Source organism: Paenibacillus luteus, from assembly GCF_006542765.1.
GTDB lineage: Bacteria > Bacillota > Bacilli > Paenibacillales > Paenibacillaceae > Pristimantibacillus > Pristimantibacillus luteus.
The window spans coordinates 67,299-81,646 of record NZ_SKCD01000007.1; the positions used below are offsets into that span (position 1 = coordinate 67,299).

The window sequence follows — 14,348 nt, forward strand, 5'->3', positions numbered from 1 at the left end:
GTTACGTCCCCCTTCTCTTTCCCTCTGCCGTAATAGATCTGTTGCTAATCACAGTATAAAACCGGTCCAGCCGATGGAACACAGAGGATGATGATAACGTAGGTGGACTATATTGACCATCCGAGGCATGATCGGTTACTGTGTAGGCAAGAGCGAGATGAACGAGAAGGCGGGCGAATGCCATGATGAACACCGTGAAGCCATTTAATACGATTCGAAAAAAGCTTATGCTGCTGCTCCTCGCAGCCACGATTTTGCCAATTGCCACCTCCATGGTTATCTCTTATAATGCGACAACCAAGTCAATAACCGAAGAAGCGATTGCCAAGAACAACCGGCTGCTCTCGCTCGGCAAAACCAACATTATGAATTACATGAACAATATTAATCAGAAGTCGCTGGCCGTCTACAATGCCATGAACGTTCCGCGCTCTTTATATTATATTTTGGAGCACAGCATGGAAGATGAAGTGTTTCCGAACGATATTACCGACGTCATCCGCAATCGCAACTTGCTTAAGGATCACCTGTACAACATCTATCAAAGCGTGAGCGAGTTCCACAAAGTAAGGTTGTACGTCGTAAACCAGAACGCAACCTATCTACTCTGGAATGACGACATCAAGGTCGGGCAAAATGTGAATGCGGTTCCAATGACCGCCAAGAAGGCGAATATCGAGCCTACGCATAAAAGCCACAATTACGGTCTCGTCGATTTAAAATCGTCCGCGAGCGAGGAGATGGTATTTACCCTCCATCGACCGATTTTTCGTGCCCCCAGCGAGGAGCTTCTTGCCGAGCTTTCGATTGACGTTAAGCTGCAGGTGCTTGAGGATTTGAACCGACAGCTTTATGACAGCGGTCCGGAAAACTTCTATATCATGGATGCCGAAGGCCATATCGTTTTATCCTCAACTCCTGACGAGATCGGAACAGCCGTTCAGCCCAGCTGGCTTAGCATGGTTTTGGACTCTGGTTCAGATAACGGGCATTTCGATTGGGAGGCGGAAGCCTTCGACGGGATGATTTTTTACGACCGGATCAAAACGCCGTATATGGACTGGTATTTAGTCAAACAAACACCGTACAAGCATCTCTTTAGCGCTGCCGACCGGATCGCCCGTATCAATACGGCCGTTGGCGTTGCCTTCCTTGCTGTCGTGGTGCTTGCTACGCTATTCATCTCCATCAGGTTTACGAAGCCGCTGCTGCGGTTGATCGGATACGTGAATAAGATCGAAACCGGCAATTTAAACGTGTCGATCGATATTCACAGCAACGATGAAATCGGGCTGCTCGCCAGACGCTTCCGCTCCATGATGCAGACGATCAACAATTTAATTTTGACGGAATACCGACTTGAAATCGCGAACAAGACCAATGAGCTGAAGGCGCTGCAAGCGCAGGTCAATCCTCATTTTCTATATAATGCGCTGCAATCGATCGGAACCGTCTCGCTTCAGCATGGGGATACGAAAGCTTATTCGCTTATTACCTCACTCGGTAAAATGATGCGTTATCAAATGAATGCGATGGATGCAATGGTGGAGCTCAGCCGAGAGCTCGATTACGTGCAGGCTTACCTCGATCTTCAGAAGCAGCGCTTTGATACGGCGCTTCATGTCCAGCTTCGCATCGAGGAGCAGACCAGGCAAGTTCTCGTTCCCAAGATGATTTTGCAGCCGCTGCTCGAAAATTTCTTCAAGCACGGCTTCGCGCAATCTTCGAAGGAGCCCTCCGAGCTGATCATGATCAGCCGACTGGATGTCGCGAACCATCGTCTCACGATTACCGTTGAGGACAATGGCAGCGGCGTATCGGAGGAGCGGCTGCAGGAGGTGCTGCTTCGGCTGGAGCGGCTGCCACAGCATGCGCCCGAGCAGCATAGCGATCAGGAAGAAAGCGGCATCGGCCTGCTTAATTTGCTTTCCCGGCTGCGCCTGCATGTTAACGAGAGCGCCGCTATGGAGCTGCGCCATGTGCAGCCGCACGGCTTTTCCGTTACGATCCATATTCCGCTGACAAAGGAGAATGAACGATGAAGGCATTAATCATTGACGACGAGAAGCATGTGAGGGAAGCGATTCGCCTGCTGGTGCCCTGGGATCAGTTCGGCATCGATTCATTGCTTGAAGCGCAAGACGGTATAGCCGCTACGGAATTAATCCGTACCGAGCGGCCGGAAATCATTTTTACCGATATGATGATGCCGAATATGGACGGTACGGAGCTGCTGCAATGGGTCGCGGAGCATGCGCCAGCCAGCAAAATGATCGTCATCAGCGGACATGATGATTTTAGCTTCGTGCGGCATGCAGTAAAATACGGCGGCGTCGATTATATTCTGAAGCCGATCGATGCTGAGCAGCTTGTCAGCGCGCTCACCAAAGCGGTAGACTGCTGGTTAGCAGATGAACAGGAACGTACGCGCAAGCGCCGGATGAATATGGAGCTTAATCAACTGAAGCCGATGTATTTGGAACAATATCTCTCATCGCTGATTCATAATCCCACTGCGCACGCAAGCTTTGCCGAGACACTGCGCCAGGAGCTGGGAATAACAAAACCGATTGTGCAGGCACGGATGGGCTTGGTCAGATTGGAGCTTACTTCTCCAGAAATTAGAGAGAAATTTGCATCGGGGCTTGATTTGCTCTTATTCTCGCTTACGAATATATGCAATGAGTTTCTTAAAGAAAAGGAGCTTGGCTTCGCGCTCCGCCACCGGGGGCAGGGGCATGAGCTGCTGCTGCTGTTCTGGGGAGATGGCGAGCTGGCCCCTTCGTTGATTGCCGAAATGAACGATGCGCTTTTTTTGGCGTTGAAAACGAGGTTTCACTTTGGGCTTGGGCAAGCTTCGCCTTTTCCCGCTTCAGCAGCAAGCGCCTACCAACAGGCGAAGCTTGCGCTGCTGCGTAGAAACTTGCTCAAAAATGACTCTTACTGCCATTTGTTTGACGCGGCCGTCCCTACTCACAAAAACACGCCTCTTCTCTTCAGCGAGCACGAGGAACGAATTCGATTTGCCGTTCAAAGCGGCAATAAGGAACAGATTCGCCGCGCTTTGCTGCCTTGGTTCGATATTCTCGATCAAGACGGCTATCTGTCGCTTGAGCAGCTAGTCATGTGGAGACAGCAATATGAGCTTGCCAAGTCCATTTGGGAGTTCAAACATGAGCGGAACCATACGGGTGACCAGCCCCGTTCGGCTAAGGAGCAGGCGCTTCTGCCTGTAACTAGCAATGGCTGTTTCGATTATGAGCAGTGGAAACGATCGGTATATGAAGAGGCATGCGAAATTTCTGTGCAGCTGTCAGGAAAAGAGAAGGAGCGCAGCGTAATCGAGGAAATTGCAAGCTATATCGAGCAGCATCCCCACGAGGAAATTACGCTGCAGGATATATCCGAGCGGTTCTATCTGAGCCGGGAATACATTTCGCGCAAATTCAAGCAGGAAACAAGCGGAAACCTGTCCGACTTTATCGCAGAGGTTAGAATCAAGCGGGCGAAGGAGCTGCTCGCGAACGGGCAGCTGAAAATTTCACAGGTAGCCGAGCTCGTCGGCTTTCAGGACGAGAAATATTTTAGCCGAGTATTCAAGAAACGTACGAATTGCTCGCCAAATGATTACCGCAAGCACCATTATGGCGGAGAAGAATAGCATAGTCTATGCCATGCTGCGGGGCATCGCACAAGCAAAAGCGCCTACAGCGTCCTTTGGACGCTGTAGGCGCTTTGACGGTGAAATATAAGCCCTTTATAAGCTAACAAACTTATAAATTCTTATATTTGAAAAAAACCCAGCATCTTGCGCGAACGGCGTGAACCGCTCGCGCAAGGCTGGGCTTTCTACTTTTGTTAAAGTGGCGACTACATAATCGGAGTGCCCTTCTTCAACGTCTTCATGTCACTATTGGAGTTATTGAGCGCGGGCAGCATTCTTTCGCCGCTGACCATCGGTGCATGGCAGATCAAGCATGTAGGAACGTGATCAAACGCAAAGTTATCGCGCATCCAACTGTTGCACCCTTCCGTCTCACATGTCCATACCTTCGTGTTTTCTTCCGGAATTTCTTCAAGCGGTTTTTTACGATTGTACATGGTCAGCCCCCTTCGCGCTAAAAAAGGAAAAACTGCCTCGAACTGATGAGTTAGGGGCAGTTATCATTTATAAACAGCAGTGTATTTTGAATATTTGCTTCAAACTTGCAATGATTTTATTGTACCATATTTCGTCCAATAAAGGCAAATTTCAGTCCTTGTTTTTGAGCCTTTTTTTTGAGGCATCCTTATAGTAGGCAAACAGCTGCTCTACAGGCTTGAAGAAAAGATGCCCATCCTCCCATGGCTGAAAATGCAGGTCCATTCTTGAATCGCTCCAGTTAGCAGGCGTTCCTTTCGTTTGAAGCCTACCGGAGAGCACCGGCGCCTCCACTACGGCGGGAAATTCCTGATAGCCAAACAGCAGATTCTCGTGCATCGCTATGATTTCATACTTCGGCCCCTGGAAGGCTTGCTCCTCCTGAAGCTGATAATGATAATAAATGTAGCTGGCTGCCATTTCCGGCTTCAAGTGTGCGACTCGGCCTACCCGCCGCTCGACCGGCTCTTGGCGCAGCCAATGCTCATAGCTGGCCGGCTCGTTGAAATGGAATACATCGATCATCGGAATCCATTTCCGCGCCGCGGCTTGTCCCGGCCAAGCCTCCAAGTATGCGGCCATTCCGGGCAGCAGAGCCTCCGGCTCCAGCGGCGATTGAACGCTCTCGCAATAAACAAAAACATTTCTTTCCCACTTGAAGCAGCCCACCGTCATGATTTCCCCTTGCTCCATCAGTAGGTGCACGGCTTGCTCCCGCTTTGCCGCTTCAATCGCTTCCGACTCCAAACCTTCTATTATGTGCGCTCGCGCAATCATTCGAAACATGATGTCCCTCGCTTCGTTTGTTTAGGTGCTGTATTAGGACTATTTTACAACACCCCCATTCCAGCGGTCTATCCAAGCATTCAGCATGGTCGTCACACCTAACCCAAACGGCCGAGACGCACAGGGAAAGCTGCTTTGCGAGAAGCCATTCTTCTTATACTTATTCCCATTTTATCTGATTTAGAACCTGCTATATAAGTTGAACTAAAGTTTTTCGTGTGGGTCGCTGCGTGAGTAGATCATTCTTACGATCGCGGTTGTAACCATATTCTTTGATTGACTAAGACATTTAAAGGTAAGAATCCGGCTACAAAGGCGAACACTTCGTTTCTCCAGAACGATCTTATCACTTCACTTAAACTTCATTTTTTATAGTTTAACTTATATAGTTAAGCCGTTTCTTTTTTAATGCCTGATTTTCGAAATATTGGATACTCTAATGAATGTAATACGAAAGAAATATCACCCCAAGGAGGCTCAACATTATGGAAAGCACAAAAGAGTTTGTAGCAAAGGTCAACGCGACACAGCATAAAGCCGAGCTGAATAAAAGACGCAGCGGCAATGGCAATCCGGCCGAAAGACTCTCCAACAAGCAGCATGGGACCAATAAATAAGTCCTCCTGTGCCGTGAGCTTACATTACGTCATACATTTTCGTCGATAAAACCCGATTCAATGAAGCAAACTATGATGATCTCGAAAAAATCAAAGCGAGCTCTATTATCCAATAGCACCACGGCTCACATCAAAAAAAACCAGTCATGCACTCATAGGAGGCTCATGACTGGTTTTTGATTTTTTGCAGCTCAATACATGCCGAAACGATTAGACCGAATACTCATGAGGATAATATTCAATCCGCGATTCCGCGGCAATGGTCAGGCTCTCTTGGTCTGTATCGTACTCGACCAGCCCGTCCTTGATGTAGTACCACGTTTTCAGCGTAGGCTGATCCTCGAACTCCTTGAAAATAAACACATTGAGCTCCTGCTTATGGGCGAGCAGTTCTGCTATTTTCTCGCTCCATGGTACATGGACCGTAAACAACCAGCCCTCTCCTTGCGGCGTAAGCGTGTACGGCACTGCCTCTTTATTGGTATCAATAAACATCCTGCCGCCAACCGCATGCTTGACTTGAAACGTTGTTTTCATCCGAGTCCCTCCTTTTGCCTTTGCGCAGCCAGCCTTACATGGAATGCGTAGGCTGTAAGAATACTTGCGTAAGCTTGTTCTACCCGTTAAGGCAAATCAACCAGCATAAAAAAGGCTGCTTCCTTCGCGTCAAAAGCAAGTAAGTCTGCCGCTTCAATCTGCGCCGTATCGCCAGTCGCTAGCGTCTCGCCATGCACGAGCAGCTTTCCTTCAATCACATAAATGAACTGCTTGCGCCCTGGCTTCCCTTCATATTCAAGCTGCTTTCCTTGCTCGAGCTTGCTGAGATAGATGGTCATATCCTGAGCGATGGAAGCCGTCTGCTCTGGGCCTTGATTCGAGACGACTGGGAGCAGCGCATTTTGCAAATTCGCTGTATCGAAGCGGCTCGCTTCATAGGATGGCGCTTGGCCTCGCTCCCTTGGCATAAACCATAACTGAAGCAAGCGCAGCTCCTCCGTCTCCGAAGCATTGAATTCGGTATGAATGACGCCTGTGCCCGCAGACATCCGCTGCACCTCGCCAAAGGAGGATACGACGGAATTGCCAAGATTGTCTTCATGCCTAATGAGGCCATTCAATACAATCGATACAATTTCCATATCGCTATGGGGGTGAGCGCCAAACCCTTTGCCCGGAGCCAAATAATCGTCATTGCACACACGCATCACACTAAAGCCCGTCCGATTCGGATCATAATAGGCACCGAATGAGAAGCTTGGCTGGCTGCGCAGCCAGCCGAGATCCGCCGAATGCCGCGTTGCAGCGGGGAATACGTCGATCATCGTCTCTCCTCCAAACATCTATTTATTTACTTACTTATTTATAGCAGTTTTCAAACCTTCCGGCAAGTCCCGCTTATCATCCCTTTATGCCGCAGCTACCTGCTTACCTTATTCCCGAACCGGATTGAGCAGCGGCTCGAACCCAGCGATATGGCATTCCACAATATCCCCGTCGCGAATCACGACAGCCCCTGGCGTACCTGTCAAAATCACATCTCCCGGAAGCAGTGTCATCACTTTCGAATGAAAAGCAATGAGAAACGAAGGCCGAAACTTCATGTTGTATACATGGTTATGATAAGCCGTCTCGCCATTCAACACGGTCTTCACTTCCAATTGCAAAGGATCTTGCACTTCATCCTTCGTAACGAGCTGCGGTCCGAAGCTGAAAAAGGTGTCGAAGCTTTTGGCTCTCGTTAAATAACGTGGATTTCTAGCGTGGATATCAGATGCCGTCACATCGATGGTTGTCGTATAACCCGCAATCACCTCAAGCGCTTCATCTTCTGCTAAGTCTTTGCATCTCTTGCCTATAACGATGCCAAGCTCCGCTTCCGCGATAATTTTCCCTGCAGCCACCGGAAGTCGAATCGCGTCAAGCGGTCCGATTAGTGTCGTGTCCGGCTTCATGAAGCTAACCGGCTCTTCCTCGGGGTTTACTTCTGCCAGTTCCGACGTTTCCTTGACGTAATTCATACCAATGCCCCATATTTTGCGTGGGTGCCGGTACAGCGGTGCATATTCCGCTTTTTCAAACGGGATACCTGCGAGCCTCGCCAGCTTTTCCTTGCCGCCTATGTTATACCACTCGGTCAGTTGCTCCAGCTCGCCAAGGCGGATAAGCTCAAACAGCTCCGTACTCCAGCTTGTCTGCTCCATGTGGTTAATCGTCTCTATTAGCACAAGCCCTCGCGCGCCATAAAGCGCCGCCAGCTCTCGTCCACTCACCTTAACGGTCGATATCCTCATTCGGGTACGCTCCTTATGCTAGATTAAGCTGCTTCATTTTTGCTGCTGCGCCACTCGCAACCCATTCCAGCAAACGCAAATCCTGATTGCGGCCGGCAATAAACGAGATTCCGATCGGACAGCCCAGCTCCCCCTTAATAGGAACCGTCACCTGAGGCAAGCCGGCAAGCCCAGCCACACAGCTCATTTCGAGCGTTTGCACGCGCCGCCGCTCCACCTCCGCGCCCGTCATGTTCAGAAGCGGAGCAATCGCAGGTACCGTCGGCACAACAAGGAGCGTGTCATCTCCTAGCCATCCTTTCATCTTTACACGTACCGACTCGCGTAATAGGTACGCCTCCGAATGCTCTTCCTTCTTCAGTGTACTTGCCCAGGCAAACCGCTCGGCGATTCCTGGCCCAAAAGCAGGCTTCACGCGTGTAATCCAATCCCGGTGCTCGTTCCAAATTTCGATGCCTTGGATAGTGCGGAAGGCGTTCATCCAGTCGTGAAGGCCATCAGTTGAAACCAAAACATCCTCTTTCCGCTCAAAAAGCTCACCTATAGCTTGGAGATATGGTGCCACAGCAGCAGACGAGTGTTCGTCAACTAAGGACCATAGATCCTGAGCAAGCAGCAGCTTCGAAAATGGTTTTTCCTCTCTGTCGGAATCCTGCTCCAGCAGCACACGCCCCACGTCCAGAAGCGTTTGTGCGTCTTGTGCCATCCAGCCCACCGTGTCAAAGCTTGGCGCAAGCGGAATAAGCCCGCCCGTCGCCACCACCCCATGTGTTGGCCGAATGCCGTAAATGCCGCAATAGGCGGATGGCACGCGGACGGAGCCTCCAGTGTCGGTACCAATAGCAAAATCCGCGAGCCCGGAAGCTACAGCCACCGCAGACCCGCTAGAAGAACCTCCGGGTATGCGACCCGGCGCTTTCGGGTTTATCGGCGTTCCATAATGGGCGTTCTCGCCATTAATGCTGTACATAATCTCATCGGTGATCGTCGTTCCCGCAAGCTTCGCCCCGCTGCCGAGCAGCCTGTTTATAACAACAGCATGGCAGGCCGACGGCTCGTGTGTCCGCAACCAATCTGGATTCCCCGCTCCCGGCGTATGCCCGGCAATATCAAAAACATCCTTAACCGCAAACGTTTTGCCGCTTAGACTTCCCTCTGCCAGCGGTTCAACGATGACCTGCTCATTGGCATATGCCTTCCAGCTTTTATCCATCCCTATCCTGCCTCCGAATCTCTCATTCTACCTGGCTGTCTACCAGCCAATAGCCGCTCCGTCGCAGCGCGGATCCGATCCGCCCTGAAGAAAGCCTTGTTCATCCCGTTTAATCGCGTGGGCGTGCCCCATAATGCCGTCAAAATCTTTGACCTTCTTCACGACATGGCCTGCCTGTGCCAAAGATTCCAGCACCGCAGATGGCACACGGCCTTCTACCTTCAGCTCCTGCGTAGGCTCACCCCACGTTCGGCCCCAGACCCACCTCGGCTCATTAATCGCTTGCTGCGGGTCCATGCCATAATCGATCATACGGGTGAAAATAGCCGTTTGCGTTTGCGGCTGCCCTTCCCCGCCCTGCGTACCGTAAAGCACTGCCGGCTTTCCTCCGCGGCTAGCCATCGCCGGCATTAACGTATGAAAGGTCCGCTTAGCCGGCTTCAAGCTGTTGACATGATTAGGGTCCAACGAGAAGAACGAGCCGCGATTTTGCAGAAGAACGCCTGTGCCGCCAGCGACAACGCCCGATCCGAATTCAAAATAAAGACTCTGAATAAACGAAACGGAATTACCCTCCTCATCAACTACAGCTGCATAAGCGGTATCGCTGCCAAGCACCTCCGATTGTTCGGTTGAGGCACGATGCAGCTCAATCGATGCTGCCAGATTAGCCGCATAGCTTTTGTCTAGCAGCCGCTCCAGCGGCACGTTTGTAAAAGCAGGATCGGATAAATATCGGTTCCGGTCACGGAAGCTGAGCTTAAGCGATTCTACGCATAACTGATAATATTCATGCGAGCCATGCTCAATGTCGCCGAGCTTGAACTGTTCGAGTATATGAAGCGCCATAATCGCAGAGAAGCCTTGCGAGTTAGGAGGCATTTGATGAAGAGTATAGCCACGGTAAGTGCCCTCGATTGGCGTTACCCAATCGCCATGATGATCAGCAAGGTCATCCTCCGTTAACAGCCCGTTTTCCTTGCCCAAAAAGCTTGTCATTTCCTTGGCTGTTTCCCCTTTATAAAACTCATCGCGCCCAAACTCAGCCAGTCGGCGCAGCGTCTTAGCCAGTGCCAGTTGCTTGAACCGCTCCCCGGGCTTCACAATTTGCCCACCAGGCAAATAAATGTCCGCCGTCTCCAGCGTTCTCGCCAGCACCGCCTCGTTGTGAACCGTGTTGTGGTATTGATCCTTCGACATCGGATAACCATTTTCCGCATAATCGATGGCTGGAGCAAGTACCTGCGCCCAAGGCAGTCGGCCATATTCGCGGTGAACCGCGTCCCAGCCGTCTACCATGCCAGGTACGGTCACAATGCTGCCGATGCCTCGGTTCGGAATCGCCGTCATTCCTGCGTAGGAGCCTATGCTCGCGTTATAGCCCGATCGCCCGCTTGCATTATAACCACGCACCTTGCCCTCTGACTGCTCATAGGTGAGCCAGAAGGAATCTCCGCCAAGGCTCGTCATATGCGGATAAACGACAGCAAGACACGCGCTGACGGCAACAGCGGCATCGAATGCATTGCCGCCTTGCTCCAGCATGCGGGCTCCAGCCGCAGTCGCCAAATAATGAGGACTTACAATCATTGCTTTCGTACCAATGACAGACTGATTCATGGCTACCACTCCCAAATAATAGTTCACTACTCTTAAAATACGATATAAGTTCATTTATTGTGTTAGATAACTTAACATTTTATATGAATTTAAAATACCATCTTCCTAGATGATAGGCAACTAAAATGTAATCAAATTTAATTTATTGTATTGAAAACGAATGTGAATGTGTATATATTTATACATATGGTAATTAAAACGTGATATTACAGTACACCTTGAAATAAAGCAGAGCAGAATTGGAGCTGATACACGATGCAATCGAAACCAATAGATGAGCCTACAACGATTGAAATCGATGATATTGATCGCAAAATCATAGCCGAACTCAATATTAATGGAAGAATTTCTTACACAGACTTAGCAAAAGAAATCGGATTATCGCGCGTTGCGGTTCAATCCCGGATCAATGCACTGATGGATGGCGGTGTCATTGAACGCTTCACAGCCGTCATTAATCCCGAGCGTATCGGCATAAACGTATCCGCCTTTTTCAACGTGGAGGTTGAACCGAAGCATCTGCACGACGTAGCCGATCAGCTGTCAACAGAACCGTTCGTCACCAGCTTGTATCACATGACCGGTCCAAGCAAGCTGCATATGCATGGACTGTTCCGCAACAATCAGGAGATGGAGCATTTTCTGAAGGAGAAGCTCTATAAGCTGCCTGGCATTATGAGCGTCGACTGCCAGGTGCTGATCAACCGCTATAAGAGCCGTATGGGAATGAGGCTGTAAATAATGGCGAGCAAACTAATGAACAACCGCTACATGCAGCTGTCATGGGCGATGATCAAGACGGGGATTATCGGCTATGGCGGCGGGCCCTCGGTTATCCCTCTTATCCGTTACGAGGCAGTCACTAATTACAAATGGATTGATGACGAAGAGTTTGGTGAAATATTGGCGCTAGCGAATGCGCTGCCAGGTCCGATCGCCACCAAGATGGCGGCTTACCTGGGGTACAAAGAGAAAGGAACAATCGGGGCCATCGTAGCGGTCCTTGCCCACATCGTCCCCTCCGGGCTTGCGATGATATTGCTGCTGAGCTTTGTCCAATATTTGAGCAGCGCTGCTTTCATCCAAGGAATGATCGGTGCCGTGACGCCCGTTATTGCCGTCATGCTCGGCATGATGGCCTATGAATTTGGCGAAAAAGCCGTAAAAGGGCTTGGCAAATACATCGGCTTCGGATTTTTCGCGCTTGCTTTCGGCTTACTGCAAGGCATCAAGCTTCATCCCGCTATTGTTATTCTTTTATTTCTCGGTTACGGTGCCTTTCATTTACGGACGGTCGCTGCCCTTCAGCGAAGAAAAGAAAAGAAAAAGCTGCGTGACGTACAGCAGAAGGAGGGCGTGACTCGTGGATTGGATTAATTTAATCATCGGTTTTTTTATTGCCAATGTGCTTGGTTATGGCGGCGGACCAGCTTCCATTCCGCTGATGTACCGGGAAATTGTAACGAACCATGGATGGACAACACCGGTGGAGTTTTCGAATATTTTAGCCTTGGGCAATGCGCTGCCTGGTCCGATCGCAACGAAAATCGCCGCTTTTGTCGGTTACGACGTTGGTGGCTGGGTTGGCATCATTGCTGCTTTGGCTGCAACGATCGTACCTTCGGCTGTTGCGCTTATCCTGCTGCTCAAAGTGCTGCAAAAACATCGGCAATCGCCGGTAGTGAAAGGCATGACCCTGCTGGTGCAGCCGGTCATTGCCATCATGATGCTGTTGCTCACCTGGCAAATGGCGGAGAGCTCCATTGCATCGATCGGCATGATCCAGTCGCTGATCATTGCGGCCGTCGCATTCTGGGCGATGCAGTTCCGCAAAATTCACCCCGCGATTGTGATTGTCATCGCTTTTGCCTATGGCGGGCTCGTCATCCCGCATTTGAATGTGCTTTAAGTAGCGCTTTTGGTGCATCTGCGAAAAACGTCTTCCGCGTCCCTTAGACGCTGAAGCAGCTTTGACAGTGAAATATAAGACTTCTTTATCGTGTAAAACATATAAAATCTTATATTTTAAATAAAAGGACCGACCCTCCGCTAATTTTTCTTAGCTGAAAGGCGGTCCTTTCATCTGCTTAGCCCAAAACCATGCACAAGCATTAGCGAATACGAATGCGTCAGCGCCCGCTCAACAGTGCAAATTTTAATAACCGGCTGATCGCTGCCGGGAGCACGCTTACGTGGCCTTCTTCGGGAAACTTCGCAATAGAGGAATGAAACCCCTTTTCGCTGAGCGGCTTCAAACTTTCCGCCAACTGCTCGGAGTCCTAACCTGCTGTTCCATAAAACGGCGGATTTCCAGCAAGTCCGTCCTTGGCTGCCTTTGCCCCTCTGTCTCCGAACCCTTTTGGCTGCGTTCCATGATGCACCCCCTAAGCTGGCTTTGCTATACTTATCACAATATAAACCGTAACTTTGAATTTCCAGTCCCTTCAGTATAACGACAATGAGAATGACTATCAATTGGATTCGATTCTTTGGGTATTACTGAAGTCAATGCTCAACCTGAATAAGGAGCCTGAAGCTAATGACGCCGAATAGGATTTCCCCCGTTAATTATGCGACTCAAACTTAAAAGTGCGGCAAGTTTCAGATTGTCTAACGTAATAATTAACATTTATGATAAAATAAAGGGGGTAACTCACCCGTAGAGATAACTTAATTATGAATGAAACAAGGAGTGGGACGTTTGACTTTTTTAAATATGATCTTCTTAATCATAAATCTGATTTGCTCAGGAATATTGGCATGGTTCCTCTTTAATGAGTACAGCCAATATCGTATGCTCAAAAAAGCCAAAAACAACATTCAAATCTATAGCGCCTCAATTCTTTCGCATAATAAAATCATCGTTGCCACGATTTTTGTCTATGCAGCCGCTATGACCCTCTTATGGACTCTATTCCTGCTGGGGTATAACAACTGGATTCAACAGCACTGGTATGCTTATATGTACCTTTTCTTCCTAATGACCATCGTGAAGAAAGATAAGATGGTGTTTTCCGTTGCGAGCGAAGGGGTTCATTATAACGACATGCTCATTCCTTGGGAGGCCGTCGTGAAGCATAGCTTGAAAGAAAGCCCTGTCCGTGCAGGAGATAAGCTGGAGCTAGAGATCGTGACAAAAAATCAGGTGCTGCGGGGAGTCGTTCACAGTGATTCACAGGCTCAGCTGCTCCAATGGTTGAAGGGTGCATCCTAATCTCAAATCGACCGATGTCCGTTCTGTTAAAATCCTTTACGGAGAGCTAGCCCTAATTGCAGCAGCATCTTCTTAACGTTAAAAACCAGCAGATCAAGAGAGTCCTTTGATCTGCTGGTTTTCCTATATTCTACTCCTAGCCCTCATTTTTTGGATCCTTTTTTCATATCAAACCATCGGGTGAAACATAACAGCAGCCCTCCAAATGAGAGAAATAAGCTGAAATAAGAAATGTCATTCCCACTCACCCAAGCCGTTAAGAAATCGTAACCGTAGATCAGAAATATTAATGCTCCGACCATCATCCATATTTTATTACGCATATTCTAGTCCCCTTTAACTTAAACTAGTATGCTAATACGTATTAGATCTAATGGTGTTGCTCTTTTGAGCCGGTATCTTTTAGTTCAAGAACATTTCCTCCTGGCCCGCTTGTTATTGGATGATATACCATTAAAAAAACCAG

16 protein-coding genes are annotated in these 14,348 nt (G+C 49.3%); 7 read left to right on the top strand and 9 right to left on the bottom strand.

Annotation, left to right across the window (positions count from 1 at the left end; all coding sequences use genetic code 11):
* Positions 1 to 182 precede the first annotated feature (182 nt).
* Positions 183 to 2,042 carry a cache domain-containing sensor histidine kinase gene (locus tag E0496_RS05245; RefSeq protein WP_141500602.1) on the top strand — a complete coding sequence of 620 codons (1,860 nt, stop codon included), beginning with the start codon at positions 183 to 185 and terminating at the stop codon, positions 2,040 to 2,042.
* A complete protein-coding gene (locus tag E0496_RS05250) occupies positions 2,039 to 3,661 on the top strand; it encodes a response regulator transcription factor (RefSeq protein WP_141500603.1) in 1,623 nt (540 codons plus the stop codon). The genes E0496_RS05245 and E0496_RS05250 overlap by 4 nt, the downstream gene beginning before the upstream one ends.
* Positions 3,662 to 3,870: 209 nt before the next feature.
* Here E0496_RS05250 and E0496_RS05255 read toward each other — a convergent pair whose 3' ends face one another.
* Both E0496_RS05255 and E0496_RS05260 read right to left on the bottom strand, forming a co-directional pair.
* Positions 3,871 to 4,101, bottom strand: a complete 231-nt coding sequence (locus E0496_RS05255; RefSeq protein WP_139996802.1) for a cold-shock protein — start codon at positions 4,099 to 4,101, stop codon at positions 3,871 to 3,873.
* Between the two features lie 151 nt (positions 4,102 to 4,252).
* The gene (locus E0496_RS05260) at positions 4,253 to 4,927 is read right to left on the bottom strand and encodes a hypothetical protein (protein ID WP_141500604.1); all 675 of its coding nucleotides are present in this window, start codon (positions 4,925 to 4,927) and stop codon (positions 4,253 to 4,255) included.
* A gap of 485 nt (positions 4,928 to 5,412) precedes the next feature.
* Here E0496_RS05260 and E0496_RS05265 point away from each other — a divergent pair, with 485 nt between their 5' ends.
* On the top strand, positions 5,413 to 5,544 hold the full coding sequence (locus tag E0496_RS05265) for a DUF4023 domain-containing protein (protein WP_141500605.1): 132 nt from the start codon (positions 5,413 to 5,415) through the stop codon (positions 5,542 to 5,544).
* A 210-nt stretch (positions 5,545 to 5,754) separates the two neighbouring features.
* Here E0496_RS05265 and E0496_RS05270 read toward each other — a convergent pair whose 3' ends face one another.
* The 5 genes from E0496_RS05270 to ggt all read right to left on the bottom strand — a co-directional run bounded on the left by E0496_RS05270 (position 5,755) and on the right by ggt (position 10,668).
* The gene (locus E0496_RS05270) at positions 5,755 to 6,081 is read right to left on the bottom strand and encodes a hypothetical protein (protein WP_141500606.1); all 327 of its coding nucleotides are present in this window, start codon (positions 6,079 to 6,081) and stop codon (positions 5,755 to 5,757) included.
* Between the two features lie 86 nt (positions 6,082 to 6,167).
* Complete coding sequence (locus E0496_RS05275; protein WP_141500607.1) at positions 6,168 to 6,866, bottom strand: pirin family protein; 699 nt, start codon at positions 6,864 to 6,866, stop codon at positions 6,168 to 6,170.
* A gap of 108 nt (positions 6,867 to 6,974) precedes the next feature.
* A complete protein-coding gene (locus E0496_RS05280) occupies positions 6,975 to 7,835 on the bottom strand; it encodes a fumarylacetoacetate hydrolase family protein (RefSeq protein ID WP_141500608.1) in 861 nt (286 codons plus the stop codon).
* A gap of 13 nt (positions 7,836 to 7,848) precedes the next feature.
* Positions 7,849 to 9,048 (bottom strand): amidase, encoded by a 1,200-nt coding sequence (locus tag E0496_RS05285; RefSeq protein WP_141500609.1) that lies wholly within the window; start codon positions 9,046 to 9,048, stop codon positions 7,849 to 7,851.
* Between the two features lie 39 nt (positions 9,049 to 9,087).
* Positions 9,088 to 10,668, bottom strand: a complete 1,581-nt coding sequence (gene ggt, locus E0496_RS05290; RefSeq protein WP_141500610.1) for a gamma-glutamyltransferase — start codon at positions 10,666 to 10,668, stop codon at positions 9,088 to 9,090.
* A 255-nt stretch (positions 10,669 to 10,923) separates the two neighbouring features.
* Here ggt and E0496_RS05295 point away from each other — a divergent pair, with 255 nt between their 5' ends.
* The 3 genes from E0496_RS05295 to E0496_RS05305 are packed head-to-tail and all read left to right on the top strand — an operon-like array spanning position 10,924 to position 12,577.
* A complete protein-coding gene (locus E0496_RS05295) occupies positions 10,924 to 11,406 on the top strand; it encodes a chromate efflux transcriptional regulator ChrS (protein ID WP_139996794.1) in 483 nt (160 codons plus the stop codon).
* Between the two features lie 3 nt (positions 11,407 to 11,409).
* Positions 11,410 to 12,045: a chromate efflux transporter ChrB gene (locus E0496_RS05300; protein WP_241674598.1), complete on the top strand. Its 636-nt coding sequence runs from the start codon at positions 11,410 to 11,412 to the stop codon at positions 12,043 to 12,045.
* The gene (locus tag E0496_RS05305; RefSeq protein WP_141500611.1) at positions 12,032 to 12,577 is read left to right on the top strand and encodes a chromate efflux transporter ChrA; all 546 of its coding nucleotides are present in this window, start codon (positions 12,032 to 12,034) and stop codon (positions 12,575 to 12,577) included. The genes E0496_RS05300 and E0496_RS05305 overlap by 14 nt, the downstream gene beginning before the upstream one ends.
* Positions 12,578 to 12,919: 342 nt before the next feature.
* Here the strand turns inward: E0496_RS05305 and E0496_RS36820 are convergent, their stop codons facing one another.
* The gene (locus E0496_RS36820) at positions 12,920 to 13,042 is read right to left on the bottom strand and encodes a hypothetical protein (RefSeq protein ID WP_277755826.1); all 123 of its coding nucleotides are present in this window, start codon (positions 13,040 to 13,042) and stop codon (positions 12,920 to 12,922) included.
* 327 nt (positions 13,043 to 13,369) lie between these two features.
* Between E0496_RS36820 and E0496_RS05310 the strand changes: the two genes are divergently transcribed.
* On the top strand, positions 13,370 to 13,882 hold the full coding sequence (locus E0496_RS05310; RefSeq protein ID WP_141500612.1) for a hypothetical protein: 513 nt from the start codon (positions 13,370 to 13,372) through the stop codon (positions 13,880 to 13,882).
* Between the two features lie 143 nt (positions 13,883 to 14,025).
* Here the strand turns inward: E0496_RS05310 and E0496_RS05315 are convergent, their stop codons facing one another.
* Complete coding sequence (locus E0496_RS05315) at positions 14,026 to 14,205, bottom strand: hypothetical protein (protein WP_141500613.1); 180 nt, start codon at positions 14,203 to 14,205, stop codon at positions 14,026 to 14,028.
* Positions 14,206 to 14,348 lie beyond the last annotated feature (143 nt).

What these genes read in the sequence shown, in the direction of transcription:
- E0496_RS05295 (WP_139996794.1), top strand. Translation starts at nt 10,924, where the DNA reads ATGCAATCGAAACCAATAGATGAGCCTACAACGATTGAAATCGATGAT.
- E0496_RS36820 (WP_277755826.1), bottom strand. Translation starts at nt 13,042, where the DNA reads ATGGAACGCAGCCAAAAGGGTTCGGAGACAGAGGGGCAAAGGCAGCCA.
- E0496_RS05255 (WP_139996802.1), bottom strand. Translation starts at nt 4,101, where the DNA reads ATGTACAATCGTAAAAAACCGCTTGAAGAAATTCCGGAAGAAAACACG.
- ggt (WP_141500610.1), bottom strand. Translation starts at nt 10,668, where the DNA reads ATGAATCAGTCTGTCATTGGTACGAAAGCAATGATTGTAAGTCCTCAT.
- E0496_RS05300 (WP_241674598.1), top strand. Translation starts at nt 11,410, where the DNA reads ATGGCGAGCAAACTAATGAACAACCGCTACATGCAGCTGTCATGGGCG.
- E0496_RS05260 (WP_141500604.1), bottom strand. Translation starts at nt 4,927, where the DNA reads ATGTTTCGAATGATTGCGCGAGCGCACATAATAGAAGGTTTGGAGTCG.
- E0496_RS05270 (WP_141500606.1), bottom strand. Translation starts at nt 6,081, where the DNA reads ATGAAAACAACGTTTCAAGTCAAGCATGCGGTTGGCGGCAGGATGTTT.
- E0496_RS05280 (WP_141500608.1), bottom strand. Translation starts at nt 7,835, where the DNA reads ATGAGGATATCGACCGTTAAGGTGAGTGGACGAGAGCTGGCGGCGCTT.
- E0496_RS05245 (WP_141500602.1), top strand. Translation starts at nt 183, where the DNA reads ATGATGAACACCGTGAAGCCATTTAATACGATTCGAAAAAAGCTTATG.
- E0496_RS05275 (WP_141500607.1), bottom strand. Translation starts at nt 6,866, where the DNA reads ATGATCGACGTATTCCCCGCTGCAACGCGGCATTCGGCGGATCTCGGC.
- E0496_RS05315 (WP_141500613.1), bottom strand. Translation starts at nt 14,205, where the DNA reads ATGCGTAATAAAATATGGATGATGGTCGGAGCATTAATATTTCTGATC.
- E0496_RS05250 (WP_141500603.1), top strand. Translation starts at nt 2,039, where the DNA reads ATGAAGGCATTAATCATTGACGACGAGAAGCATGTGAGGGAAGCGATT.
- E0496_RS05285 (WP_141500609.1), bottom strand. Translation starts at nt 9,048, where the DNA reads ATGGATAAAAGCTGGAAGGCATATGCCAATGAGCAGGTCATCGTTGAA.
- E0496_RS05265 (WP_141500605.1), top strand. Translation starts at nt 5,413, where the DNA reads ATGGAAAGCACAAAAGAGTTTGTAGCAAAGGTCAACGCGACACAGCAT.